General features: G+C 60.0%; 21 protein-coding genes and 1 pseudogene. 3 read left to right on the top strand and 19 right to left on the bottom strand.

What is annotated here, in order from left to right:
• The 6 genes from IVB27_RS34190 to IVB27_RS34215 all read right to left on the bottom strand — a co-directional run bounded on the left by IVB27_RS34190 (position 1) and on the right by IVB27_RS34215 (position 8,789).
• A complete protein-coding gene (locus IVB27_RS34190; protein ID WP_247447165.1) occupies positions 1-780 on the bottom strand; it encodes an ABC transporter permease in 780 nt (259 codons plus the stop codon).
• Positions 781-869: 89 nt separating this feature from the next.
• Positions 870-1,826: an ABC transporter permease gene (locus IVB27_RS34195; protein ID WP_247447166.1), complete on the bottom strand. Its 957-nt coding sequence runs from the start codon at positions 1,824-1,826 to the stop codon at positions 870-872.
• Positions 1,823-3,526 carry an ABC transporter substrate-binding protein gene (locus IVB27_RS34200; RefSeq protein WP_247447167.1) on the bottom strand — a complete coding sequence of 568 codons (1,704 nt, stop codon included), beginning with the start codon at positions 3,524-3,526 and terminating at the stop codon, positions 1,823-1,825. Before IVB27_RS34200 ends, IVB27_RS34195 begins: the two co-directional genes overlap by 4 nt.
• A 47-nt stretch (positions 3,527-3,573) precedes the next feature.
• A complete protein-coding gene (locus IVB27_RS34205) occupies positions 3,574-4,908 on the bottom strand; it encodes an NtaA/DmoA family FMN-dependent monooxygenase (RefSeq protein ID WP_247447168.1) in 1,335 nt (444 codons plus the stop codon).
• Between the two features lie 1,636 nt (positions 4,909-6,544).
• Positions 6,545-6,937 carry a tautomerase family protein gene (locus tag IVB27_RS34210; protein WP_247285611.1) on the bottom strand — a complete coding sequence of 131 codons (393 nt, stop codon included), beginning with the start codon at positions 6,935-6,937 and terminating at the stop codon, positions 6,545-6,547.
• Between the two features lie 169 nt (positions 6,938-7,106).
• Positions 7,107-8,789, bottom strand: a complete 1,683-nt coding sequence (locus IVB27_RS34215) for a methyl-accepting chemotaxis protein (protein ID WP_247447169.1) — start codon at positions 8,787-8,789, stop codon at positions 7,107-7,109.
• 325 nt (positions 8,790-9,114) lie between these two features.
• On the opposite strand from IVB27_RS34215, the gene IVB27_RS34220 reads away from it, so the two are divergent.
• Positions 9,115-9,978, top strand: a complete 864-nt coding sequence (locus tag IVB27_RS34220) for a LysR family transcriptional regulator (RefSeq protein WP_247447170.1) — start codon at positions 9,115-9,117, stop codon at positions 9,976-9,978.
• 15 nt (positions 9,979-9,993) lie between these two features.
• Here the strand turns inward: IVB27_RS34220 and IVB27_RS34225 are convergent, their stop codons facing one another.
• From IVB27_RS34225 to IVB27_RS34260, 8 genes are all read right to left on the bottom strand, one after another.
• A complete protein-coding gene (locus tag IVB27_RS34225; protein WP_247447171.1) occupies positions 9,994-11,046 on the bottom strand; it encodes a phenylacetaldoxime dehydratase family protein in 1,053 nt (350 codons plus the stop codon).
• A gap of 15 nt (positions 11,047-11,061) precedes the next feature.
• Complete coding sequence (locus IVB27_RS34230; RefSeq protein WP_247447172.1) at positions 11,062-11,766, bottom strand: ABC transporter ATP-binding protein; 705 nt, start codon at positions 11,764-11,766, stop codon at positions 11,062-11,064.
• 29 nt (positions 11,767-11,795) lie between these two features.
• Positions 11,796-12,575 carry an ABC transporter ATP-binding protein gene (locus IVB27_RS34235; RefSeq protein ID WP_247447173.1) on the bottom strand — a complete coding sequence of 260 codons (780 nt, stop codon included), beginning with the start codon at positions 12,573-12,575 and terminating at the stop codon, positions 11,796-11,798.
• On the bottom strand, positions 12,572-13,771 hold the full coding sequence (locus IVB27_RS34240; protein WP_247447174.1) for a branched-chain amino acid ABC transporter permease: 1,200 nt from the start codon (positions 13,769-13,771) through the stop codon (positions 12,572-12,574). The genes IVB27_RS34235 and IVB27_RS34240 overlap by 4 nt, the downstream gene beginning before the upstream one ends.
• A 1-nt stretch (position 13,772) precedes the next feature.
• Positions 13,773-14,693, bottom strand: a complete 921-nt coding sequence (locus tag IVB27_RS34245) for a branched-chain amino acid ABC transporter permease (RefSeq protein ID WP_247360745.1) — start codon at positions 14,691-14,693, stop codon at positions 13,773-13,775.
• A gap of 38 nt (positions 14,694-14,731) precedes the next feature.
• The gene (locus IVB27_RS34250) at positions 14,732-15,898 is read right to left on the bottom strand and encodes a branched-chain amino acid ABC transporter substrate-binding protein (protein WP_247447175.1); all 1,167 of its coding nucleotides are present in this window, start codon (positions 15,896-15,898) and stop codon (positions 14,732-14,734) included.
• Between the two features lie 390 nt (positions 15,899-16,288).
• Positions 16,289-17,644 (bottom strand): MFS transporter, encoded by a 1,356-nt coding sequence (locus IVB27_RS34255; RefSeq protein WP_247396833.1) that lies wholly within the window; start codon positions 17,642-17,644, stop codon positions 16,289-16,291.
• Between the two features lie 103 nt (positions 17,645-17,747).
• Entirely contained in the window at positions 17,748-18,737 is a 990-nt protein-coding gene (locus IVB27_RS34260; protein WP_247285549.1) for an NAD(P)H-dependent flavin oxidoreductase, read from the bottom strand.
• 114 nt (positions 18,738-18,851) lie between these two features.
• On the opposite strand from IVB27_RS34260, the gene IVB27_RS34265 reads away from it, so the two are divergent.
• Positions 18,852-19,799 (top strand): LysR family transcriptional regulator, encoded by a 948-nt coding sequence (locus IVB27_RS34265; RefSeq protein ID WP_247285547.1) that lies wholly within the window; start codon positions 18,852-18,854, stop codon positions 19,797-19,799.
• Here IVB27_RS34265 and IVB27_RS34270 read toward each other — a convergent pair.
• Positions 19,765-20,652: a LysR family transcriptional regulator gene (locus IVB27_RS34270; protein ID WP_247447176.1), complete on the bottom strand. Its 888-nt coding sequence runs from the start codon at positions 20,650-20,652 to the stop codon at positions 19,765-19,767. The two genes, IVB27_RS34265 and IVB27_RS34270, sit on opposite strands and share 35 nt — an antisense overlap.
• Before the next feature lie 106 nt (positions 20,653-20,758).
• On the opposite strand from IVB27_RS34270, the gene IVB27_RS34275 reads away from it, so the two are divergent.
• Positions 20,759-22,258, top strand: a complete 1,500-nt coding sequence (locus IVB27_RS34275; protein WP_247360736.1) for a CoA-acylating methylmalonate-semialdehyde dehydrogenase — start codon at positions 20,759-20,761, stop codon at positions 22,256-22,258.
• A 220-nt stretch (positions 22,259-22,478) separates the two neighbouring features.
• On the opposite strand, the gene IVB27_RS34280 is transcribed toward IVB27_RS34275, so the two are convergent.
• The 4 genes and pseudogenes from IVB27_RS34280 to IVB27_RS34295 form a co-directional block, all read right to left on the bottom strand.
• The gene (locus IVB27_RS34280; RefSeq protein ID WP_247447177.1) at positions 22,479-23,465 is read right to left on the bottom strand and encodes a pyridoxamine 5'-phosphate oxidase family protein; all 987 of its coding nucleotides are present in this window, start codon (positions 23,463-23,465) and stop codon (positions 22,479-22,481) included.
• A gap of 27 nt (positions 23,466-23,492) precedes the next feature.
• Positions 23,493-24,104 carry a glutathione S-transferase family protein gene (locus IVB27_RS34285; protein ID WP_247447178.1) on the bottom strand — a complete coding sequence of 204 codons (612 nt, stop codon included), beginning with the start codon at positions 24,102-24,104 and terminating at the stop codon, positions 23,493-23,495.
• A 300-nt stretch (positions 24,105-24,404) separates the two neighbouring features.
• Positions 24,405-24,549 (bottom strand): annotated as a pseudogene (locus IVB27_RS43860) (hypothetical protein); the annotation flags it as partial.
• 105 nt (positions 24,550-24,654) lie between these two features.
• On the bottom strand, positions 24,655-25,731 hold the full coding sequence (locus IVB27_RS34295) for a carbon-nitrogen hydrolase family protein (protein ID WP_018458429.1): 1,077 nt from the start codon (positions 25,729-25,731) through the stop codon (positions 24,655-24,657).
• Positions 25,732-25,820: the final 89 nt, after the last annotated feature.

Genomic DNA, 25,820 nt, shown 5'->3' on the forward strand with positions numbered 1-25,820 from the left:
TCAGCCCTTTCCTTCGAGGCGGTTCTGCAGATAACGTCCGATCACCGTCACGCTGAGAGCAAAGATCACCACTGCCAGACCCGGCATGATCTCGAGCCACCACGCATAGATCACGTAGTTGCGGCCAGCATTCAGGAGCGCCCCCCATTCAGGGGCTGGAGGGGGAACACCGAGTCCCAGGAACGCAACGCCCGATGCCCAGATGATGGCCTGGCCGACGCCAAGCGTGATCATCGCGGTCAACGGGTTCATGGCATTGGGGAGGATGTGCCTTCGCACGATACGCCAATAAGGGTGTCCAAGCGCCTTGGCTGCCTCCACATATCCTGCGCCTTTCACAGACAGGACCTGCCCCCTGATCATCCGGGCATAACCCGGGGCCGTTCCGATCCCGACCGCGATGACCAACGTCAGCACAGTCGTGCCGAAAACGGCCACGAACAGAAGCGCAAGGAAAAGCACCGGTAGCGCGAAAAGTGCGTCGAGCAAACGGCTGAGAACATTATCGATGACTCCGCCGCAAAGACCGGCGGCGAACCCCAGAACGAGTGCAATTGACACGCTTAACGCGGTCGCGCCAAGACCGATGGTCAGGGACTGCCCTGCCCCTTCAACAATGCGGGAGTATAAATCGCGACCGGACTGATCAGTCCCCAGCCAGTGGCTGGGCGACGGGGCCTGTAGTGAGGACGTCAGGTCAATCGCCAGCGGATCATGGGTCTGTAGCAGCCAGGGCGCGGTCGCCGCTGTTAAGAAGAACGTAACGATGGTTATGGCCAAGCAAACCCGCAAAGGAACTGCCTGTGCCGTTGAAAGTGCTTCCTTCCAATAGTGAGATTTGAGGACGTCTGGTAGCGCGGCAGAGCAAGTCATGCCAATTTGATCCTTGGGTCAACGATACTGTAGGCGAAATCGACGGTCACGCTGACAATGACAAACAGGCCAGCGGAGACCAGAATGACGCCGGAGACGACGGGAACGTCGCGCGTGGATGTAGCGGCGACCAGGACGCCGCCAAGTCCCTGTCGGGCAAAGACGGCCTCAATTAAAACGGCACCGGACAGAAGCTTACCGAACGCCCAGCCTGACAAGGTGATTGCTGGCAAAGCTGCATGGCGCAGGACATGACGAAACCGCACGCCGAGATCGCCCATGCCTCGCGTTCGCGCCGAAGTTACAAAGGGCAACTCGAGCAAACGTGTGAATTCACTCGTAACGACTTGCCCGAAGAGCCCAGACAGTTCCAACGCCAGCGCCAGAGTTGGAAGAATGAGGCCGATCGCCGAATTGCCTCCCACCACAGGGAAGATGCGAAGCTGTACGGCAAAGACGACGAGCAGGATGGTAGCTAGCCAGTAAGGCGGCACGGTCGCCAACAGAACCTGCATCCCGCCCAGCAGCTTCGCCCAGAAATTATCTCTCCCGGCTGCAAAAACTGTGGTCAGAATAGTGATCACCCACGCGGTTACGAGCGCGGCGACCGCAAGGAGGACGGTTGGCCCAATCTGTTCGGCAATGATGGCTGCCACTGGCCGATGCTGGTGGTAGGATTGGCCAAGGTCCCCCTGCAAAATCCCGGAGATGTATTTTGCGTATTGCAAGAAAATCGGCTGGTCGAAGCCATATTTTGCGTTGATTGCCGCAAGCTCTTGTCGAGGGGCCGCCCCTACATTGCCGCTGACGACGTTGAGGATGATCTGGGCGCGGTCACCTGGCAGCAGACATTGGACAAGGAAGGTGAATGTTGCCGCAGCCCATACGGTCGCTGCGGCGGACAGGATGCGATGTGCGAACCACACGGCCTGTCTGCGGGCTGCGACTTTCACGGGGCGGATTTCTTGTCGAAATAGCTATCATAAAAGACCGGCTCGCCGACGGAGCCGCGGTCGAGCCAAATGTCCTTTAGATGTGCTTGCACAGCTAGAGTGACGTCAAGGACTGCGAACCCCACGACAGGAGCGTCAGCGACGATCTTGCGCTCTGCTTCCTGATAGAGCGCGCTTCGCTCAGCATTGTCGAAGTGCTTTTCGGCCTTCTGAATAATGTCCCACAGTGCCCGGTCCTGGTAGCGTGAGGGATTGAAGCGATTGAGCTCACCATTAAGGTCAGGCTTCCAGGAGATGCGGAAGATTTCAGCGCCGGGAGCAACCCAGTAGAGAAGGACGACCTCGTAATCGTTCGGACCGAGATTTTTCCCGGCGAAGAAATCGGCCTGGTTCGTTGGCTGAAGCCGCACGTCGAAGCCGGCAGCCTTTGCCTGCTGTTGGATCACCTGCACGGCCTGCTCACCGTCGGGCTTCAAGAACGAACTCGAATAGGAGATGCGTACGACGAGCGGCTTGCCATGCTTGAGGCGAACGCCCCTGCTGTCACGCTCGGTCCAACCTGCCTGATCCAGGAGCTGATTGGCTCTGCCGACGTCATACCTGTATGACGGGGCAAGCTCGCTGATATATTCGGGCGAGCTTTGGCTTAGCGCGCCATTGCCTTCAAACGGCAAGGAGCCCAGGAACGAGGACTCGACCGCGGCTTTTCGGTCGGCGGCATAGGCAAACGCCTGGCGAACGAGCAGATCGTCAAAAGGCGAGCGAGCCGTATACAACGCCAAGCGCAGGGGCGTGCCACCCGTAATGTGCCGCAAGACAGTGAAGCGCGAGTTGGCATCTTTCCAAGCGACGGCTGGAACGTCGTAAGCTGCATCAGATTCCCCGGTTAGCAGAGAGCCATACCGAACGGTCTGATCGGGGAAGAACTTCCACTGGATCCCGTCAACGTAAGCCGGTCCCTGGTGCTTGGCTGTTGCCGGCGCGGAGTTGTAGTCGGGATTGCGGCGGAATATAACCTCTTTTCCCCGATTCCACTTCTGGACGATGAATGGACCCGATCCGACCGGGTTCTCGCAGTTCACCGCAAGTCCACGCTTGAGCGCCGTTGGCGACAGAATGCCCTGGGACGACTGGGCCAGAACATTGAGCAACGGCTGGAACGGCGCATTTAGCGTTAGTCGAAGTGTCGCGGGCGCGATTGCCGCTGCCGATTCAAAGTTGTCGCTGAGGTAAGGAGCGGCCGTCGGATTGCGGAGGTCCGGATTGGTGCTGAGCCAGCCATTGATGTTGTCGGCAACTGCCTGTGCATCGAGCGGTGTCCCGTCGGTGAATTTCACGTTCGGCTTGATCTCAAACGTGTACACTTTCTTGTCGTCGGAGATGGTCCATGATGTGGCCAGCCATGGCACAATCTCCCCGTCCTTGGTCCGGGCGACTAGATTGTCGCTATATTGCCGCTGTAGATACCATTGCTGGACCCATCCTCCGAACAAGCAAGGCGGCTCCTGAAAGTGGCCATATCGAATAATGCCACCGCGCCTCGTACTATCGCTCGAACCGTCCTGAGCAAAAGTGCTGGGCGCATAGGCGATCTGGGACAGCGTGGAGAGCGCGATTGCAATGGCTGCTGCCTTTTGCTTTCTGTAAGCGTGTGGCTGGCCCGCGAGAAACGCAGATGATTGTGTGTCGGACAGAGACATATCGAACTCCAAGCTATTGATAGTGAAACCGCGAGGCAGACGGGCGATCAGGCCGTCGCCCGCTCTTGCGACGGAACGCCCCCTGGGAGCGCAAGGCCGAAACGGTCACGCAAGGTTTCTTCCCGATACTCGGTGCGAAACAGTCCGCGGCGCTGCAGTATTGGAACGACATGATCGATGAAGGCGGGCGCACCATCCTCCAACACATCTGGGATGATGTTGAAGCCATCAACTGCGCCGGCGCGGTACCATGCCTCGATCGAATCGGCGATCTGTTCCGGTGCGCCCGCGATCACGCGATGGCCGAAACCCTGAACGCTGCTTATGATCTCCCTAACTGTCCGGCCTTGGCGTGCCAAGCTTTCGATGGTGCGGTGATGACCGACCGAAAATGGGACATCATTCGGATCGGGTAGCAGTTCCTCCGGAATGGGTTTGTCAAGGCTGAGCTTTTCGGGCGCCACATTGATGCCTCGCGCCAAAGCGGCAAGCGCGCCGGGCAGATCGAGTAATTCGTCGATCGCTCTCTTGCGGCGATACGCCTCCTCTTCCGTGCCGGCAACGAAGGTGACCAGGCCCGGCAGTATGATCGGCGCCGTCCGCCGGCCGAGTTGATGCGACAGCGCACGCAGGCGTCCGGCCTCGCGCAGCGCTGTCTCCAGGTCGCCCGCAGCAGCGAACACCAGATCGGCGCTGCGCGCAGCGAGCCGCAATCCGTCGTCCGAGCCTCCCGCTTGAACGATGATCGGGTGCACTTGTGGCGAACCGGGGTGCGTGAGCGGACCGCGGACGCTAAAGATATTGGTGTTGGGGTCGAGCAGTCGAAACTGGGGATTGGCGTAGATTCCAGAGGTCTGATCCCCGACGATTGTTCCATCTCCCCAGCTCAGCCATAGCCCTCGGACGGTTTCGACGAAGTCTTCGGCGCGCTTGTAGCGCTCCTCGCGACCGAGCTCGCGCCCACCGAAATTGCCGACCGTCGCGGGGCTGGAGGTGGTGACTGCATTCCAGGCGACGCGGCCGCCGCTAATGACATCAAGTGATTGGAAACGACGCGCCAGGTTGTACGGCTCATTGTACGTCGTCGATGCGGTTGCAATCAGTCCGATGTGTTTCGTCTCACGTGCGATTACCGTGAGAACAAGCGTAGGTTCAAGCCCGTTGAGTGGCGGTCGGCGGGTAATATCCCAAGATATTGCCGGGGTATCTGCAAGAAACACCGCGTCGAGCAAGCCGCGCTCGGCCACCTTCGCTGCCCGAAGATAATGCTCGATGTCAAAGAAAGCGCTCGGATTGGTGCTCGGCCAACGCCATGCTGCGGCGTGTCCGCCTGCGCCGTGAAGATTAAGCCCAAGATGAAGCGTTCGGATTGCAGAAGACATGAATTCTCCAGGCGCGGGATGGCATGCGCAGTTCAAGGGGTGTGTTGGCTCGGCTACGCTATCTGGCTGCTGCTTGGGCTCCCGCGCAGAGAACGTGCGGCATCCGAGGACGCGGCGAGGCCGCGGTCGAGATTAGCGGATCAGGTGAAGCAACTCGCGCGCTCAAAGAGCCCGAACACTCGCCCAAGCGTGAGCCAGCTGGACCTCTGACGAATTCGATCGAGCGACGGGTGGTCGGGGGACATCGCGTATTGTACCTGCCCGAACCTCTGCTGGTGAGCCTTACAATGCGTGCAACTCGCGCGATGACCAAAGCTGCTGTCACGACAACTCCACGGCCGACACCGGCGGCCTTCAATCGCGAGAGAATCAAGCGACGGGACATCAAACGCAATAGTTGCGTATTTCAATCTGCTACCGCGCGCTGGCATACTCTTCTACGACAGCCTTGTTGTCTTCGAGCTTGCAGGATTTGTGCGCGTGCAGCCTGCTTGTCGCAGTTTCGGAGCGCGATCCCAAAGTCACGCCGAGGCGAGTGATTGCAAATCTGGTATGTCTCTTGGAGCACCGTCGTTCGGGGCGCGCGCACGGTGTTGGCGATGGGGATCCTCGCGTGTCCCTCGATAGGGTAGAAGAAGTCTCGGGCCGATCGGCAAGGGACATAGCCCCGCGGCTTGCCGGGCACCCTTGTTGCGCGGGCAGCGCTCTCCGCCCGAGCATCGCCAGCATGAGCTTTAGTGGCCTCGCGTGCCTCTGTGGTGTGACTGTCAAAGCGCGCACTCGAAACGTGATCGACTTCGGCGCGCGAGATCAAGCGTCTTGAGCAATTGTGCCTCCTGACCAAGCCTGCGCTCGCATGTCTCCCGAAACCGGCGCGATCAATAGGGAGCTGAGATAGGGCGCTCCGCCAACCCAGCAGCGACGCCGCTGCGCGCTGGTCGATAGCTCGTTCGCCGCGGCGCTTTGCTCGTCAATCGCCGCGGGCTGCCGACGTCACATAGTTGCCGACGTTGCTCACGACCTTCTTGATCGAGGCAGGATGCTGACGACTTCGCCGGAGATGCCGTCGGCTCAGCCACCTGGGTTGCGCTGCGCTTCTGGGACACCGACCTGACTGGTCCACCGCTGCTGTTCATTCGTAAGCAGCTCTTGACGTGTAATGGAATTTAAAGTCCGCTTGAAGCGAACCTGTCGCGTGCATCCTGAATAGAATGCGACAGATCCCGCGACAGCTCGATGATCGGTCCAGCTGCGGACGCACCATCAAGGTCGCGCATAATGGCCCCGATGCAGCAATTGGCTGCTTCCAGCACCGCTAATGAGACCGACATTTCTGCGGGGGTGCGAACCCGAGCAAAATCGAATTGCGCCAGAGCGGCACCTAGTTCGCGAAGGTGTTCAGCGGCGGAATTGTACGCTTGCCAACCTGGGTTTGGGAAAGCAAGGAGAAATCTTGTTGGCCTTCTGGGGGAGGAAATCCGCAGCCAAGGGGCAATTCCGGCCCCGAATCGCTTATGTCAGTCGAACGGGACAACGCGTTTCCGTTCATGGGCGAGGCAGGCGTCTCGGCTCGGTGCGGGCGGGCAGGGTCGGTTCCCTGCATCAACACTGCGGGAAACTTGCTCCAGGCCTAGGCCTAGTGTAACTCGCCGGTAACGAACTGGGCTCGTCCCATGCCGAATGACCAATCTTCGTCCGCATTGATCACGAAGCTTATCATGAGGTCAGTTGGCGCTACTCCACAGGACGACGACAGCCTCTCGGCCAGGACGCGATAAAACTCCAATTTGGACGCCTTGTCGCGCGGTCGGCTCGTCAACTGCAACATGACCAATTTATCGGTCCGATTGATATCAAGACCTGTGTCAAGCGCGACGATGCTGGACTTGGGGTGCTGATGCACCACCTGATAGCGGTCGCGGGGCGGCACGTGGAGCGTTTCGACCAGAACTTCGTGAGTGACATCCAAAAGCCGTTGGATCTCCGCATCACTTCGTCCCTCGATCAAATCGAACCGTAAAAATGGCATGGCGATGCTCCTCACTGCCGGCTCAACTAACAAAGCTGCGGCGGGCAACCAAGGTGGACCGAGCAATAAAAAGCTGCAATACTCGGTGTATGTTTTCTCTGGCGAAATCGACATCATCATTCAAGATGACGGTCATCTATCTTTAAGATGTACGACGGAGCACTCCAACTCACGCGGCCCGAACACTTGCCAGGAAGCGATCGACATCCGCTTTCAGCAAAGTGGACTGGTGGTTCAGCCCACCTGCAGCCGCAAGCACACCAGCCGCAGCCACCCCGGTTTGGGCAGACGCCTCGCTCACCCCGACGATGTTGCGCGTTACGTCTTCGGTGCCTTGCGCGACCCTCTGGATGCTGCGTGCGATTTCGCGCGTCGCGACGCCCTGTTGCTCCACGGCGGATGCAATCGCAATTGCGATCTCGTTGATCGAGGATATCGTGCCGCTCACGCCCTCGATTGCTTGGACAGCCTCGCTCATGGCGCCCTGCATGCCGTTGACTTGGGTCGAGATCTCCTCCGTTGCACGTGCGGTCTGCCCTGCGAGCGACTTCACCTCGCTTGCCACGACGGCAAACCCCCTTCCCGCCTCGCCGGCACGGGCGGCCTCGATGGTTGCATTTAGCGCCAGCAGGTTCGTCTGGCTTGCGATCGCAGTTATTAACTGAACCACGTCTCCGATCTTTGATGTCGCGGCTACAAGACCTTGAATTGTGGTATTAGTCCGTTGCGCCTCTTCAACGGCGCCTCCGGCGACCTTGGTCGAACGCGCCACCTGATTGCCTATCTCGGCGATCGAGGCCGAGAGCTGCTCAGTGGCCGACGCGACCGACTGCACGCTTGAGCTGGCCTCTTCTGCAGCAGTCGCAACCACTCCGGACTGGCGGCTGGCAGATCTCGCCGTCTCCGACATGCCTTGGGACGTCGTCCTCATAGCGGAAGCCGAGTGAAAGAGGGCATCGAGTGACGTGCTTACACCTTGTGCGAACTCGTCGGCCAGCTTGCCCAGGAGGCCCCGTTTTTCCGTCTCGGCCATCAATTTCATCTCGTCCTGTTCCTGGCGAAGGCGAGCGGTCTCTATCATGGCGTCCTGAAACACTTTGACGGTCGTCGCCATCTCTCCCACTTCATCCGCACGCGAGAGCGCAGGAATCGCCGATCTTGTATCGCCACTGGCGAGCTTTCGCATCGCCCCCGTGAGACTGGCGATCGGCCGCGTGATACTGCGGCTGAGAAGAATTGACGTGGCCACGACAAGCGCAAGGGCTATAAGGATGAGAAGGCCAATGCGCTTTGCTTCTGCCATGAATATCGCGTCTACGTCGTCCAGATAGATGCCGCCCGCGACTGCCCAGTCATAGGGCTTGAACCCCACGACATAGGCGATCTTGGGAAGTGGGTCGCCGACGCCGGCACGGGGAAAGCTAAAGGCGACAAAGCCGGATCCGCCGGACTTCACAAGATCGACTTGCAGCCGGGAGAAAAAGACACCGTTGGCATCCGAGGTGTCCTTCATGCTCTTGTTCTGAAACTTGGGATTGGGATGCGCGACCAGTACGGAATCCATGTCGAGGGCATAGAAATAGTCGTCCTTGCCGAAACGCAATGATTGAAGCAGTTGCTTGCTCCGTTCCAAGGCCTGCGCATCGGAGAGCCCTGCCGCTCGGGATCCCTGGTAGTCCAATTCAAGCACCTGCTTCGCCAGGAGGACGAGCTGCTGAAGCTTGTCTTTTCGGTCCTCGAGCAGGCTGCTCTTGAGGGCCGACAAGCCGACCCCGGCCACGGATGCAACACCTAGAATAGAGAGAACCACCATCAACATCAGCCTGGAAGAAATCTTGAACTTGGCAAGCATGAAAAATCCTCAACACGCTGAGTCCGACCATCACTCCGCCTCATCTATCGCACATTGATAAAAATTGCCTTTAGCCCACAGGGCCACCTTGATATCAGGGCCAGTCGAACAAGGGCGCTGGGATGTGAGTTTATGCAAGCCTCGTTGCGATCACTGCGGTTCGCGGCGAACCATTACCAGTTGAGATGACGGTCATCTCTTCTCTAGATGACGACGCGCGCCGCATCGTTCCCCAATGCGTCTTTCACGCGGCCCACATTGGTCGTTAGGATGATTGTGACGACATTCAAAATGTTGCTGCTGCTGGCTTCAAGAGTGGACTGGAATGGATCTCTCCGATCTCAAAGTGTTCGAGACGGTTCTGCGTCTTGGAAGTATCAGCCGTGCGGCAACGCAGCTGTGTACTGCTCAATCCAAAGTCACAACTCGTATCCGAGTGCTTGAGGGCAAGCTTGGCATTTCACTCTTCGAGCGTCACGCACGGGGCGTAACGCCAACCCCGGCAGCCCACAGGGTCCTCCCCTATGTCGCGAGGCTTTCAAAACTTGCCGCGGATGCCCGAGCTGCGGCACGGGATGATGGTGTGCCGAGGGGCACTCTGCTGATCGGAAGCCTCGAGACGACCACCGCGTTGCGATTGTCTCCGCTTCTGCCAAGGTTTGCCAGCGCCTGTCCCCACGTCCAGCTCACGATCACGACCGGAAACACTACACGCTTGTTGAATGACGTCCTCGAGTATCGTCTCGACGGCGCGTTTGTCGCGGGCCCGGTCGATCACCCGGACCTGCATCAACGGCCTTTCTTCCACGAGGAGCTCGTGCTGGTAACGGCCCCTTCGGTCCGGACAAAGGACCTGGCTGCCATCGGGCCCTTGAAGATGATCGTCTTTCAGACCGGCTGCTCTTATCGCACCCGTCTGGAGACGATGCTGATGGAAATGGGGATCACTCTGTCCGAGCCGCAAGAGCTTGGTTCTCTCGACGCCATCATCAGTTGCGTCTCCGCCGGCCTTGGTGTCACCTTGATGCCGAGAGGTGTCATTGCAGCTGCCGCCCGGGACGGCAGGGTCGCTGCACATGCGTTGCCGCCTTCCCAGACGGCCGTTGAGACGGTGTTCGTCTGGCGAAAGGATGTCTATGTATCGAGCGCGATGACAGCCCTGTTCGATCTGATCGAATCCTGGACGTAACTCGAGCCGTCCAGCCTAGGACCGCCGCTCGCCTTCGAAGTAGTTCAATAGGCCCGTGCCTGGTGCGCAGTTGACATACTCGAAAAGCTGGTTGTTCTCCGGCAGCACGAAGACTTCATGCCAGGTTCTGAGCTGGTTCTTCGCGCCGAACTTGCGGTAACGGGCCATTGCGGCGCGGAAGATCGCCCCGTGCGACGGATGATGCTCAGCCCAGTTCTCCATGTGGCCGAGCGAGAGAAAATATCCGAGCGCATGAGTCTCGAGCTCGGGTGCCCCGCCGACATCGCATGTTTGCTGAAACCGCAGCGAGCAGCAACCCGTTGCCTCAGGACTTTCGCGCAAGAAGTCCATTCCGCGTTCGAGGGGAGCTCGCAGGTCGCGCATGTAATCTTCGGTTTGGTCGGCATCGCAGCGCCCCCAAAAGGCCGCCGATCGAATGACGGTGAGGTTCCGGGGCGTAGCGATCCGCCACCGATTGGACCTGGTCTCGCGCGGCGTCGCCGATGGGAGCTCAGGCAGCGCCGACGGCAAGGGATCGACCGCGGCTAGTGGGATCCGGTCGCGCATCGCGCCGTAGTAGCCGCAATACGGTGTCGGGTAGAGCGCCACTTCGTTAGAGCGACTCATTCCGGCTGGATAATCGTTCCAATACAGCGTCTCAAGGCGTTCGATCGGAACGGTCAAGCTCTCACGGAAGTAGCCCGTTGCCTCCGAACACCTCGCCGAATCGTTCCACCAATTTGCCACGCGACTATCTTCGAGCCAATCATCACGACGGGTCGGGTCAACCCAATAGCTCGCAACCACATGCGTATAGAGGCCGTTGTGATCGACGAACCACGCATGATCGTGCACCTGCGGGCCGTTCGGCAGGCTGACGGCTTCGGACATCCACCGTATGAAGCCGGACTTGTAGACGGCTTCCGCGTTCGGTCCCTGGATGCCGTGAAATGCAACACACAAGGCGTCGCATTTGCGTGGGAAACCGACGGACCAACGCTGGACCACCGGCTCGAAACCTTTCGGCTTACGCAGCGGATTGATCCGCTCCAACACCTGAAAATTCATAGCGAGCTCCGTTCCCTAGTGGATTCCAAAATATGCCTTGTGAAGCTCGGAATTCTCTTTCAAGAGTTCAGCGCTTCCTTTGGCGACAACGAGTCCTTGTGCCAGCACGTAGCCGTAATCGGCCACGTCGAGCGTTTGACGCACGTTCTGCTCGATCAGCAGAACCGAAAGTCCGGCTGTCTTCAGTTGTCGGACTATTCCGAAAACCTCCGAGACAAATAACGGCGACAGTCCGAGCGAGGGCTCGTCGAAGATCACGAGTTCCGGATCGGCCATGAGCCCTCGCGCGATGGAGAGCATCGACCGCTCACCGCCGGACAGTGTTCCCGCGAGCTGGCTTCGCCGCTCCTTCAGACGCGGGAACACCTCGAACATCTCGTCCATCCGGGCCGCAACGCGCCTGTCGTCACGCATGATCAATCCGCCCACCCTGAGGTTATCAAGGACGCTCATGCGCGGCATCACGCGATTGCCTTCCGGGACCGTCGCGATCCCGAGGGCCGCGATCTTGTGGGTAGGCATGTTTGTAGTCGCTACGTGCCCAAAGCGAACCTCGCCTTTCCGGATCCGGGTCAACCCGAGGATGGCCCGGATCAACGTGCTTTTGCCGGCGCCGTTGGCCCCCAGGATGGCCGTTACCGTACCGGGCCTGACCTCGATGGTCACGTTCTTCAGGACGTCAGCGCGATCGTAGCCGGCGTTGATCGCATTGGCCGACAACGTCCGCGCCGCGATTCGTCGCACGCTGATCATTGCCCTATCCCGAGATAAGCTGCCTGCACTTCGGGGTCGGCTATCAACCCGTCAAAACTGCCTTCGAAGACTTTTCGGCCGAAATTGAGCACGATGCAGCGATCGGAGACACGCCGGATAACGTCCATTTCGTGCTCCACCAGGACCACGGCGAGGTCCGGCATCTCGGACCTGAATGCGAGGAGATCGTCCATGAGTTCGCGCGTCTCATCCGGGGTCATACCGGCGGAGGGCTCATCCAGCAACAGCAGGCGCGGCCTGCCGATCAGCGCCCGGCAGATCTCGATCCGCCGACGATCGATCATCGCGAAAGAGTTCACAGGCTGGAACAGCCGGTCGGCAATCGCGGCGTTGAAGCGGGACGCAATCTCCCGTGCGCGATTGACCGTCTCCCGCAGCTCTCTGCCCCACCGCGCGCGCCGAAACAGATTTGTAAGGAGACCGAGATCGCAATGGCAGAGGGCTCCGACCGCAATATTGTCGAACACGCTCTGATCGAGCATCAGCCTCGATCGCTGAAAGGTTCGCGCGACACCGGCACGACCGATCATCTGGGGCGCACAGCCAAAGAGGTCGCGGCCATCGAGCCGGATCGTTCCCGCGTTCGGGTCGTAAAGTCCCGTGATGACGTTGAAGAATGTCGTCTTCCCCGATCCGTTGGGCCCGACCAGCCCGATCGTCTCGCCGCGGCCGATTTCGACGTCGAAACGGTCGAGCGCGACCAGCCCGCCGAATGTCTTGGTGAGACCGGCACAATGCAGCAGAGTGCTACTCATTTTGGCGCTCCGTCGATGAAGCGGGACAGGTCCCTCACCGGACGTGGCAGGATGCCGCCCGGGCGGAACAGCAAGATGACGAGCACGAGCAAGGCGAACAGCAACAGGCGGAATTCCTGGATCGACTGCAGTTTTTCCGGCACTTCCAGGATGATCAGGGCGGCTACGACGGAGCCCCACAAATTGCCGATTCCGCCCAGCACCACGATTGAGAGCAACAGCAGGGAGTCCCCGAGGCCCGCGCCGTTGGGTGTCACGAACCCGTTCATCATCCCGTAGAGCGCTCCAGCCATGCCGATGATGGCGTTGCCGAGGACAAAGCCGACGACCTTCCACAGCCGGATCGACAGGCCGAACACCGCCGCGGCGGTCTCATCGCTGCGGACAACGTCCAGGGCGATGCCGACCCACGAGTTTTCCAGACGACGGACGAGGATGAACACGAGGCCGAACATGCAGACCGAGAGCGTTGCATAGGGCAGATAGAACGACACGCTCCATGGACCAATCTGTTTGAGCCGGGCGAAATCGAGCCCCATGATCGAGAAGCTTCCGATCTTCAGCCCCTGGGGCCCGCCGAGGACGTCGTTGACTTCGAGCCAGGTCCGCAGCAGCACGCCGAATGCGATCGTCACGAGCGCGGCATAGTGCCCGCGCGTTCGCAGCACCGGCAGCAACAGCACGAGGCCCATTGCACCCGTCACAATCGCGCCGATCAACGGCGCAAATGTCCGCGGAACGGTGGTGTATGCAGTCACTAGGGCGGCCGTATATGATCCCACGACGAAGAAGGCCGCGCCTGCGAAGTTGGCGATTCCGGCGAATGCGAGCTGCAAGTTGAGAGCGATGCAGGCAGTCGAGAAGATTGCTACCGTTGACAACATGAGAAGCGCGTAGTGATCGGCGTGAAACAGGACAATCAGGATCAACGCACACAGCAATGCCATGCCATTGGCAACGCCTCGGTAGTCGCCGCAGGTGGCGGCAATCTCCCGGCCGATCTGCGTTCGATCCGACACTCCAAACGCCAGAACGAAGGCTGCGAGCAAGGCGAGAACGACGGGCTGGGATTCGGCGTGCATCATCACGCCGCCGCCGGAAAACAGGAGCGCCACCACGGCTGCGACGAGGGCGCGCGGATGACGACGAATCCCCGGGACGGAGAGCGAGGGAGCCGGGCTTGAAAGGCTGCTCATGTCACACCCGTTCGCTGCGCTGTTCTGCAATGATTCCTGTCGGGAACAACGCAATCAGGATGATGATGACGGCAAAGGCCACCACATCGCGATAAGCGCTCGAGATCGGCATCGCCACCACAACCAGCGTCTGCACGCCGGCGAATAGAAATCCCCCGATGATCGGCCCGATCAGGCTTCCAAGTCCGCCCACCACAGCCGAGGCGAATCCGATGATGCCGAGCAGAACGCCCATGTTGAAGCTGATCTCGCGGTAATACAGCCCGAGCATGCAGCCGGCAAAAGCGGCGAGCCCCGATCCCAATGCGAAGGTCCCCAGCACCACGCGCTGCTGGTCGATGCCTGCAAGGCGTGCAACCTCGTCATCCTGGGCCACGGCGCGGATCGAGAGCCCGAACCGGGTGCGGGTCACGAACAGATGCGTTCCCACCACCAACAGCAGTCCGGCACATACGATGATCACACTATCGATACCCACACTGAAGGAACCGGCATTGATCATGCCACTCGGCAACAGAGCCGGAAACGGCTTCGGGTTGCCGCCGTTGGGCACGCCAAGCCGGATGGCCTCGCGTAGCACGGTGCCGGCCATTAAGGTCGCGAGCAGCACATTGATGCTGGGGGCGCCGCGCAAGGGGATCACAAGAATCCTCCCGATCACGATGCCCGCGAGCGCCCCGGCACCGACCGCAGCCGCCAAGCCGGTGAGCAAGGCCAGCGCAGGGGGCAGCGCAAAGAGAGCTCCCGAAACGCCGGCGGCTCCCAAGGCTGAAAAACTTCCGAGCGTCACGACGTCACCATGCGAGAACTTGATGACGTCGAGCACCCCAAAGAACAGCGAAAATCCAACGGCGATCATTGAGTAGATCACCCCCAGCATGAGGCCGTTGAACAGCTGCTGCGCTACGATCCCGATGTCCATCAATGTCTCCGCACGCTAGGGCGACGCATGACGTCTGGTCAATTGAGGCGGAGTTTTCGTTTGCTGGCGGCATATTCGCTATCCGGCCAATAGACCCATTTACCATCCTGGGCGACATAGACGTTGGCCCTCAGAATGTTCTGCCTGTGGTCGTCGAAATTGATCTCGCCGACCAGCGACTTGTATGCCTTGGTCGTATTGAGCAGGTCCTTGACCTTGGCGCGGTCGGGGCCAACCTTCTCGATCGCATCCATGATCAGAGTAGCGGCGGAGTAGGCGAAGGGGCCATAGGCGTCCGGGTCTTCGCGAAAGCCCGCCTTGGCGTATGCGTCGAGAAACGCTTGACCCTGCTCATATTTGGTGATGGGAGCACCGTTGTGGAAGGAAATCGTTCCTTCCGCCGCGGCACCTGCGCCTTCCAGGAAGCCTGCGTTCATGATGCCAGAGACGCCCGCAAGCTGAGCGGTGACACCGACCCGATCCATTTGAGCCCGCAATCGGACGCCGAGCGGCGTCAGGCCGCCCACCATGATCAGATCTGGCTTCAGCTCCTTGATCTTGGTGAGCTCAGCCGTGAAGTCCTGCTGATCCGGGCTGACCGGAAAAGTAGCGACGATCTCGCCGCCGGCCAATTTGAGATATTCGCTGAAATATTTGTTCTGTCCCTTGCCGTAGTCGGTGGTGTCGTGAACGACAACATATTTCAGGAAGCCCTGCTTGGTGAGGAACTCCGCTGCGAGCTTGCCTTCATTGATCATCGTCCCGTTGACGCGATGAATTTCGTGGTAGTCGTTGCCATAGGTAATCTCGGGCAGGATGGCGCCCCACACCACGACCGGTAATCCGAACCGGGCATAGGTATCAACCGTCGCGATGCCTACGGCCGAGCAATAGTGGGTCACACCGGCGATGATGCTACGATCCGATGCGGCCTTGGTTGCGACCTGGATGCCGATATTCGGCTTGCATTCGTCGTCCAAGGTGACGAGCTCGAAAATGTACTTTGCCGATGGGTCGGCGTTTCTCAATTGCACGGCCAACTGCGTGGAATTGCGGCCCCCGATACCGGGAGCTGAATTCCCACCCGACAATGGTCCAATAAACGCAAGCTTTACGGTCTCCTTGGCCAAGGCCGGAACTGTTCCGGTCGCCGCCGCGACCAGCGCGCCGCATGTCAGCAGCAACAATTTGTTTATCAGCTTCATTGGCAATGCCCTCCCCTGCTCGGAAAAACTGTATCCATCCCGCACGAGCGAGACAGTGCGAATCTTCGCAAATGGGCGTGCGCAACGGAGCACGAGCAGGTGGACCGGCGATGATCGCCTACAATCGAGACAGATTGCTGCTGCTTTGGGCAACGGGTTGCCTTCGACGAGGCGGATGCGGACGCAAAAAAACACCCCGTTGCAATCGGCAACGGGGTGACTGGGTCGCAGGACATCTGCGACAAGTCGAGGGAGGTAGTCTTCGCAATCACGACAGCCAGGGGCTCATCGCAGACGTCGAATTACTCCTTCATACCATCGCCACGGCAAATTCCCGCGGGGTGTTCGTGCAAAGGGTCTTGCACGAACACCTTGATGGCAATTGGCGGCTCATGCGATCTGGCGGCTGGCTGCCGGTGTGTTGCCGAATTCACTGGAAAGGTCGACTGCGACGGTCTTAGGCAGGCAGAGGACATTAACCGCCGCGGTCATCAGTGCGATCGCGATGGGATAGATCAGGCCGGCGTAGATGTTGCCGGTGTAGCTGACGAGCGAGAGGCTGATCAGCGGAACGAAGCCGCCGAATATCCCGGTGCCGATGTGATAGGGAAGCGACAGCGAAGTATATCGCAGCCGCGCCGGAAAGAGCTCGACGAGAAATGCGGCATTCGGCCCGTAGACCAGCGCTACGAAGATGAGTTGCGCCAGGATTAGCGCGGTGACGACCACGTAATTGTGCGCAGCCGTGGCGCTTGCAATCCCCATGTAGATGGGAACGTAGAGCGCGGCGGCGAGCAGCAGGCCGGTGACAATCAGCGGGCGGCGTCCGATGCGGTCTGACAGGGCCCCGCTCACGACGATCAGGGGCGTGCCGAGGGCTAGAGCAACGGCCACGCAGACATTCGCCGTCAGGAAGTCGACCTTGAGAACGCTCTGCAGGAAATACAGCGCATAGAATTGCCCGGTGTACCACACGCATCCCAGACCCGCCGTCGCGCCGAAGAGAGCATAGAGTGCATAACCCAACCCTTGTCTCGTGCCGAAACTTTCGCGAACCGGCGCGCGCGAGACCTTGCCGGCCTGGCGCATCTGCTCGAAAACCGGCGACTCGCTCAGCTTTAGACGAAGATAGATCGAAAACACGACGAGAAGTGCAGACAGCAAGAACGGGATACGCCAGCCCCAAGCACGGAAACCTTCCTCCCCGAGCGATAGCCGACACGCCAGCACGACCAGAATTGCAACGAAGAAGCCCAACGTGGCTGTGGTCTGGATAAAACTGGTGAAGAAGCCTCGACGGTTTACCGGTGCATGCTCAGCCACATAGATGGCAGCGCCACCGTACTCGCCGCCGATGGCCAAGCCCTGTACCAAGCGAAGCACGACCAACGCGACAGGTGCAGCAAAGCCGATAGTTTCATATGTTGGCAAAAGACCGACCGCGGTGGTTGAAATTCCCATCAAGATAAGTGTCAGCAGAAACGTGTGCTTGCGTCCCAATCGGTCGCCAAGACTGCCGAACAGGATGGCACCGAACGGCCGGATGACGAATCCGGTCGCAAAGGTCGCAACACTGATCAGGACGGCGGCGGTGGGATCATTGGCGGGGTAGAAAAGGGTCGAAAAGAACACGGCAAGGCTTCCATAGAGATAGAAGTCATACCATTCGATAACCGTGCCTGCACTTGAGGCAAGCACCACCGTCCAGATGCTCGGGTTCGGGGCGTCCGCTTTAGGTTCGCTCATCATATCTCTCCATCGGCCTTGTTGGGCACGTGTTTTCCCGGTCGCGTGCGCCGCAGCGCACGCGCCGTTTCCACCCGGCAATATGTAGAAAGTTGCGGACCCGTTAGGCCGCGATAGAATTTCGGGTCGGCGCATAGCGCGCAAGACATGCGCTTGCTTCTGCCGAAATTCGCTTCACCAGCTCACCGGCGGTTGGAATGTCGTTGATGAGACCGATTGCTTCTCCGACCGTGACATTGGCCGTATCATAGTCGCCGGAGACCCACGCCTTCTCGACGCGCTGCAGCTCGGCTTCTTGCAGTGTGCGCAGCTCGTCTTCCCGGCCATGCCACCTTTCGATGAAGCCGTTCTTCATCAGGCGTCCAGTGTACTCAGAGGGCCAAGCCTTTTTGCGGACAACGTCGTAGACACGTGTCCGGATCGTTTCATCGCCGGTGGCTGCCAGCACCTTTTCCTTGGCGTTGCGATGAATGACCGATTCTTGCGTGGCCCAAAACCGCGATCCGATCAAAGCACCGTCGGCACCTAGCATTAGCGCGGCGGCGAGACCGCGCCCGTCAGCAATGCCTCCGGCGGCAAGAAGGAGAACGCGCGGCGCTCGTTGCGCGATCATATCGGCGACTGCAGGAACGAACGGCATCGTCGAGCGCGCCGTGAGTCCGTGGCCGCCGGCCTCCGTACCCTGTGCGATGATAACGTCCGCGCCGACGTCGATCGCCCGCTGGGCATGCTCGAGCGTATGCGCCTGACAGATCAGGGGGATGCCGGCCTGCTTCACTTTCGGGGCATATGGCGCAGGATCCGAGAACGACAGCATGATCGCTTTCTTGTGCCGCTCCAGAGCGAGATCGAGCAGACCCGGATCGTTCGCCAGCGCCCAGGTGATGAATCCACAGCCGACGTCCGGCCGGCTCACCTTTGCGGACTGTTCTTCGAACCAGGCGCGGTTGGCATAGCCGCCGCCGAGAAGGCCGAGAGCACCTGCCGCGGAAACCGCGGAGGCCAGCTCGCCGCCGGAGGCCGGATCCATCGGCGCCAGCACGATCGGGTGCTCGAGCCCAAAAAATTCGGTCAGTCTCGTCTTGATAGCCATGTCTCTTCCTCTCCTAGGCTTATGCCCGTCTCGGATGCTGGGAAGCTAGATTGGCTGTTGACAACATAAAAGTGATTATTATTGATCAGAGTCATCATTCCGGGAGATGACCACATGGACAGCACGGATCTGAATTTCTTTTCCGCGGTCGCCACGGCCGGCGGAATCGGCCGCGCCGCCCACAATCTCCACACTGTGCAATCGAACGTGACCCAGCGAATTCGAGCGCTGGAGAACCAGCTCGGTGTCCGACTTTTTGATCGGTCCAAGAAAGGCGTTACGCTCACCTCCATGGGCAACAGGCTGCTTCCTTACGCCAAGCGCATCAGCGATCTGTTGGCCGAGGCGCATTGCGCAGTGAAGGACGAGGCGTGGCCGGGCGGGGAGCTGCGCATTGGATCAATGGAGACGACGGCGGCGTTGCGCCTACCACCGTTGCTCACCCATTACGGCATCGCTTATCCCGATGTTGACGTCCAGATCGAGACAGGCCCGACCGCAGCGCTGGTCGACTGCGTATTGTCTCGGAAGCTTGACGGAGCTTTTGTCTCTGCACCGGTCACGCACGGTGAACTGACCTGCACACCGATCGTGGAGGAGGAGCTGGTGCTGATCACGCCGCCGATGGTGACGTCCCCCCAACACCTCGGCAAATTCCTGGCTTCGGGAAGCGGCCGGAAGGTGATCGTGTTTCGTGCCGGTTGCTCCTATCGACAGCGCCTGTCCGAATATCTTGCGCATCGTGGTTTCGTCGACCTGCGCTGGATGGAAATGGGAACGCTCGACGGAATCATCGGTTGTGTGGCGGCTTCGGTCGGGCTGTCATTGGTGCCGCGCGTCGTCGCTGATTCTGCCGAACGACAGGGCTTGATCCACCTGCATTCGCTGCCGAACGGGACCGGCAGGGCCACCACGGTTTTCGTTCACCGCAAGGACGCATTCGTGTCCTCCGCTCTGCGGGCGTTCATGGAATGCGCCGGATCGGGAACGAACCAAACAGCTCCGCCCGAGCAACCGGCAGTGGCGCTCAAGCAGCCTCGAAAGACGGCCTCGCCGCCTTGACTGATGCCACGATAAAGCGATGCACTTCTGCAACCCGCCGCGTTTCGTGCGTATCGGGATGCGACGTCAACCAGTAATTCCGCACGAAACGAATGTCGGGAAGCAGACGCTGCAATTCGGGATAGCGCTGGGCCACGTAATCATGAAGGATTCCGACGCCGTGTCCACCACGAACGGCCTCCATCTGCGCGACGACGCTACCGCATTCATAGCGTCGCGACATGAGCCGGCCGAGCACTGAGGCATAGTCCAATGCCCTGCTGTAGACGAAATCCTCGACCTGGGTGACGAACAGGCGCCCGGCAAGATCGGCCTGCGTCCTGATGGGACCCTCGCGCGCGAGATAAGTATCAGCAGCATAGACACTGAGCGTGTAGTCGGTGAGTTTGGACAGGATCAGCTTACCCTGCTTGGGCCGGTCCAGCGTGATCGCAACGTCGGCCTCGCGCCTTGACAGGGAGAATGTGCGCGGAAGCGGCACGAGTTGAATGACAAGGCCCGGGTGCTTCGCGGCCAGCGCGCCCAGCCGATCGGCCAGGAAGTAGTTGCCAAGTCCGTCCGGTGCCCCTACGCGCACGGTTCCGGTGAGGGCCTCGGCGGCGCCTCCAATGCTCGATCCCACTTTGAGGAATTCGCTCTCTGCGCGCTCGGCAGCGGCGACAAGCGCCTCGCCCGCCGCCGTCAGCGCGCACCCTGTAGTGTGTCGTTCGAGCAGTTTGGCATTCAAGCTACTCTCCAGCGCGGTCAGTTGCCGGGCGACCGTTGCATGGTTCAGCCGTAGGCTTTTCGAGGCCTTCAGAATCTGGCCGGCACGCGCCACTTCTAGGAATATCCGAACGCGCTCCCAATCCATTGACTACACTTTCTGCACAACGGAGCTGCGAATTCGGCCGTTGATGCCGCATTTTTATGCGCTGCATATCTGGCTCGATCAAGCATCATGTTAGGGAGAGCAGCCAATGCCCGTGACTATTCTGAACTTCATCAATGGCGAGCTGGTGCCGAGCCGGGGCCCTCGCACCGCGCCGGTTTACAATCCCGCGACCGGCGAGCAATCGGCAACGCTCGGACTTGCCACGACGCAAGACGTGCGGTCGGCCGCTGCAGCCGCCCGCAAGGCCTTCCCGGGCTGGGCGAACACACCGCCACTGCGCCGTGCTCGTATTCTCAACCGCTTCCTGCGGATCATGGAGGATCGAATCGATGAACTTGCCCAAGTGATTACCGCCGAACACGGCAAGGTGCTTTCGGACGCGAGGGGCGAGATCCAACGCGGCATGGAGGTGGTGGAGTTCGCGACCGGCGCGCCGCAACTGCTCAAGGGAGAGATCACCGAGAATGTCGGGACCCGTGTCGACAGCCACTCGCTGCGTCAACCGCTCGGGGTGGTCGCTGGCATCACGCCATTCAATTTCCCGGCAATGGTCCCGATGTGGATGTTCCCGGTTGCGCTGGCCTGCGGCAATACGTTTATCCTCAAGCCATCAGAGCGCGATCCCTCGGCCTCGCTCGTGCTTGCGCAGTGGCTGAAGGAGGCCGGGCTGCCCGACGGCGTGTTCAACGTCGTGCATGGCGACAAGGAAGCGGTGGATGCCATCCTAACGGATCCCGATATCGTGGCGGTCAGCTTCGTCGGCTCGACGCCGATTGCGCGATACATCTATGAGACGGCGACCAGCCACGGCAAGCGCTGCCAGGCGCTGGGCGGCGCCAAGAACCACATGATCGTGATGCCTGACGCCGACATGGACCAGGCCGTCGACGCTCTCATGGGCGCGGCTTATGGCTCCGCCGGCGAGCGCTGCATGGCGATCTCGGTAGCCGTTCCGATCGGCGACACCACCGCCGATCGTCTGATCGAAAAGCTGGCGCCCAAGGTCCGCGCGCTTAACATTGGTCCCGGTACCGACCCCGAGGCCGAGATGGGCCCGCTGGTGACGAAGCAGCACCTCGACAAAGTCCGAGGCTATATTGACGCCGGCGTTGACGAAGGCGCGAAGCTGATTGTGGACGGGCGCGATTTCCATCGCCAGGGCTACGAGAAGGGCTACTTCATCGGCGGCAGCCTGTTTGATCGCGCGACCACGGACATGAAGATCTATCGCGAAGAGATATTCGGACCGGTGCTCGTGGTGGCCCGGGCCAAGTCTTATGACGAGGCGGCCGACATGATCAACCAGCACGAGTTCGGCAACGGCACCGCAATCTTTACCAGGGATGGCGATGCGGCGCGTGAGTTTGCGCATCAGATCCAGGTCGGCATGGTGGGCATCAACGTACCGATCCCGGTGCCGATGGCATTCCATTCGTTCGGCGGATGGAAAGCCTCTCTGTTCGGCGACCATCACATGCATGGCCCCGAGGGCGTTCGCTTTTATACCAAGCTGAAAACGATCACGACCCGTTGGCCGACCGGCATCCGGGCCGGCGCCGAGTTCGTGATGCCGACGATGTCCTGATCTTCTCCGAATGGAAGGCCGTGGCAGCTCCACGGCCTTCTCAACCCGCCAGTTGGCCCGGCCCCCAAATGGTGAACTCTGGCAGTCGCGCCAGAGAGCTGAATTCCGCCGATCAATCCGTGAATATCGCCCTAGAATCTCGGGCCGGGATCAGATTGGCCCTGTCGATCTCCATCGGCCGCTCGAGGCTGTCATGCTCGCTCTCATCAGCTCCATTGGGTCACTGGAAACGCTCACCTCTCGGCCAAGCTCCCGTGGTGAGCGCCCTCGGAGAATATTCGACCACCTCTCCGATGAGAGGGATCGCCGCAGCACGCACTCTCCGGCCGGCCGTGACATGAAGCCGCCAGGCGCGCTCGGCGCCCTTGAAGCCCTGAATCGGCGGATCATTCCAGAGCAACTCGATCGTCCCGTGCAGAATTAGGACATCGCCGACGACAAAGTCGACAAAAAGCAGTCCCGCCCTGGGATTGGACATAAAATTCCCAAGCGTGTTGAAAAAGGAATTACCCGCAAAGTCCGGAACGGTGATCTGGTTATCCGCCACGTGAATGAAGCCTGGCTTACCGCCGCGGTGAGAAATATCGCAATCGAACGATGATCCGTCATCTGAAGCCGCACATGAGGCGACGAAGAAGGTCGCCGACTGGCGGATCAGCTCTCGTGCCGCATCGTCCAAGACGGCGAACGCCTCGACCTCGCCGGGACCGAGTTGCTCCGGTGGAGCGGATGGTGCCGCGCTGATATGGCGCGTGTGGATGTATTGAGGGCAATTGCCAAAGCTCTGCACGACCGCCACCTCGAAACTTGTCTGGTCGAGGGTGATCAGCGTTCCGTTCATGCGGTTTCGCCGACGATTGGTCAGGTCTATGCCCAGCACGCCCAAGCTGGCGCCCACCGAAAGATTCGTTCCGAGCAGGTCGAAGGTTTTCGGTAACGATTCGATGCGCAGCCGTCCTGGATCCGGTGAAGAGACGAATCCGCGCGGGCCGAACAGGACCGAAGGGATCGGCCAGCCCGCTCGGTCCGACGAGCCGACAAGGAGGTATTCGAGTCCTGCGAAGAATTCACGGTGCTGATCGGGCATCCATGTGCGGATGGAGGTTTTCCCGCGCTCGCCCACTCTGTCGGCCACGCCGACGCGTCGCTGCACGTCGATCTCGCCCTGGTGAAAAGGAGACGAGCTCCGTTCGGAAAGGCTGGTCATGACCGCACCTCGAAGAAGATTTGCCGATCAGCTCGCAGGCGCGCTTGGCATCCGCTGGAAATTCGGAAGTGCTTCCAACCGCCCCAGCCAGGCGACAATGTTCGGGTAGGAGGACAGTTCAATGCCTCCCTCCGGAGCGGCCCGTGTGTAGCTGTAGCAAGCGAGATCAGCCACGGTCGGATGGGCTGCTGCGAGAAATTCGTGCTTCGCAAGATGACCATCCATCACGCTGAACAGATTGCTGGCGACCCCGGCCGCTTGCCGGCCATCGACGGGCAAGTTGAACACCTTGCCCAGCCGAGCTGTCGCTGGTCCATATGCGATCTGTCCGGCTGCCACGGACAGCCAACGTTGCACGGCAGCCGCACTGACGGGATCTTCCGGAAGCCAGGTCTCGGTAGTGTCGTAGCGCTTGGCCAGATAGATCAGGATTGCATTGGAATCGGCAACGACGGTGCCGTCATCATCGACGACAGGTATCTGCCCGAACGGGTTCATTGCGAGATAGGCCGGCGTCTTCCGCTCGGCAGGGGGCGTTGGGATCAACTCGTAAGGAAGCGAGAGAAGCCCGAGCATGAGCTCGACCCGGTGGCTGTGTCCCGACAATTTACCGCCATAGAGCTTGATCGTAGCTGACATTCCCAACGCGCTTTCGCTATTCAAACGATGTCTCGGTACTTATCATTTCCCATTCGGTCGATAATCGAATGTTCCTTCAATTTACCATTGCGGTTTTTGCAACGATCCAGACGAGCAGAATGACTGGCCGCCGTTTTTCCCTCTGAACTCGCGCAACACGTTCTTCTGAACCTCTCCGATCGTATTCCGGGCAGCTCGCTCACGCAGAAATCGTTGATCGGCAGGTTGTAGGGAACCAGCCGTCCTTCAGCACCGCCACGCCATCCCTTTCCCCTGCAGCGCCTCCTGCCGTCGGGACGGCGGCCGCGACAACTCGCTCGCCGAAATCAGGATGTGGCAGTCCGACGACGGCGCTTTCGAGCACATCTGGAATGCGGTCGATCTCGAGTTCGAACTCCTTCGGATGAACGTTGTAACCGCCCGAAATGATCACATCCTTCGCGCGCCGACCTTCAAAGGGAGCCGACGGCGGAACGCACGAGTTCTGTCGGTCACTGCTCCAACAGCTCGCTGAGAACGCGCTTCATCTCGGCCCCCCTTGATGGATCACTCAGTCCGCAACTGCCCGCTCAAGCTCGGCCACTCTGGGTCTGACCGTCTCCTGCTGCGAGGACTGGACCGGCCGTTCGTCCCCCTCGCCTGTCTCCATGTCGATAAAAACGGCCGGCTCGCGCTGCGAACGGTCAATCGTCAGCGAAAACACATCGAAACGATTATAGTAGCCTACGACATCGTGAAATTGCTTCGGTTCGACGCATTGCGCGACGTCAATATCGGCATATGCGATGCCTTCGCTGTCTGAGAGGACGTCGCTGATAATCTGCCCTGTTGGATCGAGGATCATCGATACAGCATGCGGTGTGCCCTCGATCAGATCCAGCATGGCGGGGTTAGCCTGTCCGAGCGCGTCCTTCATACCTACGTCCATGCAGGCGGACGAAACGATGTTGAAGCATTTGGCTTCAAACGAATGAGCTCCAGCCCGGATCTCGATGGCCCTGCGTAGGTCATAGCCCCCCTTCTCCTTGGAGGGACGCGTCGGCCAGATCGGCGGGTAGGTCGAAATATGAACTTGCTCGCCCTGCGCCATCAATGAATAGCGGGCAAGTGGATTCGTATTCTCACCACAAATCAGCATGCCAATGCGGCCGATGGAGGTCTGCGCGACGCGCAAGCCACGCGCATCTCCGGCAGCCCAGATCAGCTTCTCGTAAAAGGTCGGAACGAGCTTGCGATGATGATTCAGGATCGATCCATCTTGGCCGATCAAAAGATTGGAGTTCCAGATACAGCCAAGGCTGGCAACCGTCCCTTCCGTAAAACCGATAGAGACCACGACGTTGTGGCGCTTGGCCGCCATCCTGACCTTTGTCAATTCCGCGCTGTCGAGCCGCAATGCCTGGGCCGACAACGCTCTGAAGAAATCATGAGACATGATCGGCGCCTGCAGCGCCGCCCACACGGGAAAGCCGGGAATGAACGATTCCGGGAAAGCAACCAGCGAGGCACCGTTGCGTGCCGCCTCGGCAACGAGGTCGCAGGCCTTGTCTGCACTTTTGGCCGCGTCGAGGAAAACTGAAGATGTGTGGCACGCGGCAGCTTTGAAGCGCGGCAAATTCGACGGCATTTGAGACGATCCTCTCGGTTTCTGGCACCACAGGTTAGTCTTTCGCCGGCGGGTGGCGAATGCGGAAAATCTGCACGAGCGGTTGCGCG

The organism is Bradyrhizobium sp. 197 (assembly GCF_023073375.1).
GTDB lineage: Bacteria > Pseudomonadota > Alphaproteobacteria > Rhizobiales > Xanthobacteraceae > Bradyrhizobium.

What these genes read in the sequence shown, in the direction of transcription:
- IVB27_RS34200 (WP_247447167.1), bottom strand. Translation starts at nt 3,526, where the DNA reads ATGTCTCTGTCCGACACACAATCATCTGCGTTTCTCGCGGGCCAGCCA.
- IVB27_RS34205 (WP_247447168.1), bottom strand. Translation starts at nt 4,908, where the DNA reads ATGTCTTCTGCAATCCGAACGCTTCATCTTGGGCTTAATCTTCACGGC.
- IVB27_RS34210 (WP_247285611.1), bottom strand. Translation starts at nt 6,937, where the DNA reads ATGCCATTTTTACGGTTCGATTTGATCGAGGGACGAAGTGATGCGGAG.
- IVB27_RS34215 (WP_247447169.1), bottom strand. Translation starts at nt 8,789, where the DNA reads ATGCTTGCCAAGTTCAAGATTTCTTCCAGGCTGATGTTGATGGTGGTT.
- IVB27_RS34220 (WP_247447170.1), top strand. Translation starts at nt 9,115, where the DNA reads ATGGATCTCTCCGATCTCAAAGTGTTCGAGACGGTTCTGCGTCTTGGA.
- IVB27_RS34225 (WP_247447171.1), bottom strand. Translation starts at nt 11,046, where the DNA reads ATGAATTTTCAGGTGTTGGAGCGGATCAATCCGCTGCGTAAGCCGAAA.
- IVB27_RS34235 (WP_247447173.1), bottom strand. Translation starts at nt 12,575, where the DNA reads ATGAGTAGCACTCTGCTGCATTGTGCCGGTCTCACCAAGACATTCGGC.
- IVB27_RS34240 (WP_247447174.1), bottom strand. Translation starts at nt 13,771, where the DNA reads ATGAGCAGCCTTTCAAGCCCGGCTCCCTCGCTCTCCGTCCCGGGGATT.
- IVB27_RS34245 (WP_247360745.1), bottom strand. Translation starts at nt 14,693, where the DNA reads ATGGACATCGGGATCGTAGCGCAGCAGCTGTTCAACGGCCTCATGCTG.
- IVB27_RS34250 (WP_247447175.1), bottom strand. Translation starts at nt 15,898, where the DNA reads ATGAAGCTGATAAACAAATTGTTGCTGCTGACATGCGGCGCGCTGGTC.
- IVB27_RS34255 (WP_247396833.1), bottom strand. Translation starts at nt 17,644, where the DNA reads ATGAGCGAACCTAAAGCGGACGCCCCGAACCCGAGCATCTGGACGGTG.
- IVB27_RS34260 (WP_247285549.1), bottom strand. Translation starts at nt 18,737, where the DNA reads ATGGCTATCAAGACGAGACTGACCGAATTTTTTGGGCTCGAGCACCCG.
- IVB27_RS34265 (WP_247285547.1), top strand. Translation starts at nt 18,852, where the DNA reads ATGGACAGCACGGATCTGAATTTCTTTTCCGCGGTCGCCACGGCCGGC.
- IVB27_RS34270 (WP_247447176.1), bottom strand. Translation starts at nt 20,652, where the DNA reads ATGGATTGGGAGCGCGTTCGGATATTCCTAGAAGTGGCGCGTGCCGGC.
- IVB27_RS34275 (WP_247360736.1), top strand. Translation starts at nt 20,759, where the DNA reads ATGCCCGTGACTATTCTGAACTTCATCAATGGCGAGCTGGTGCCGAGC.
- IVB27_RS34280 (WP_247447177.1), bottom strand. Translation starts at nt 23,465, where the DNA reads ATGACCAGCCTTTCCGAACGGAGCTCGTCTCCTTTTCACCAGGGCGAG.
- IVB27_RS34285 (WP_247447178.1), bottom strand. Translation starts at nt 24,104, where the DNA reads ATGTCAGCTACGATCAAGCTCTATGGCGGTAAATTGTCGGGACACAGC.
- IVB27_RS34295 (WP_018458429.1), bottom strand. Translation starts at nt 25,731, where the DNA reads ATGCCGTCGAATTTGCCGCGCTTCAAAGCTGCCGCGTGCCACACATCT.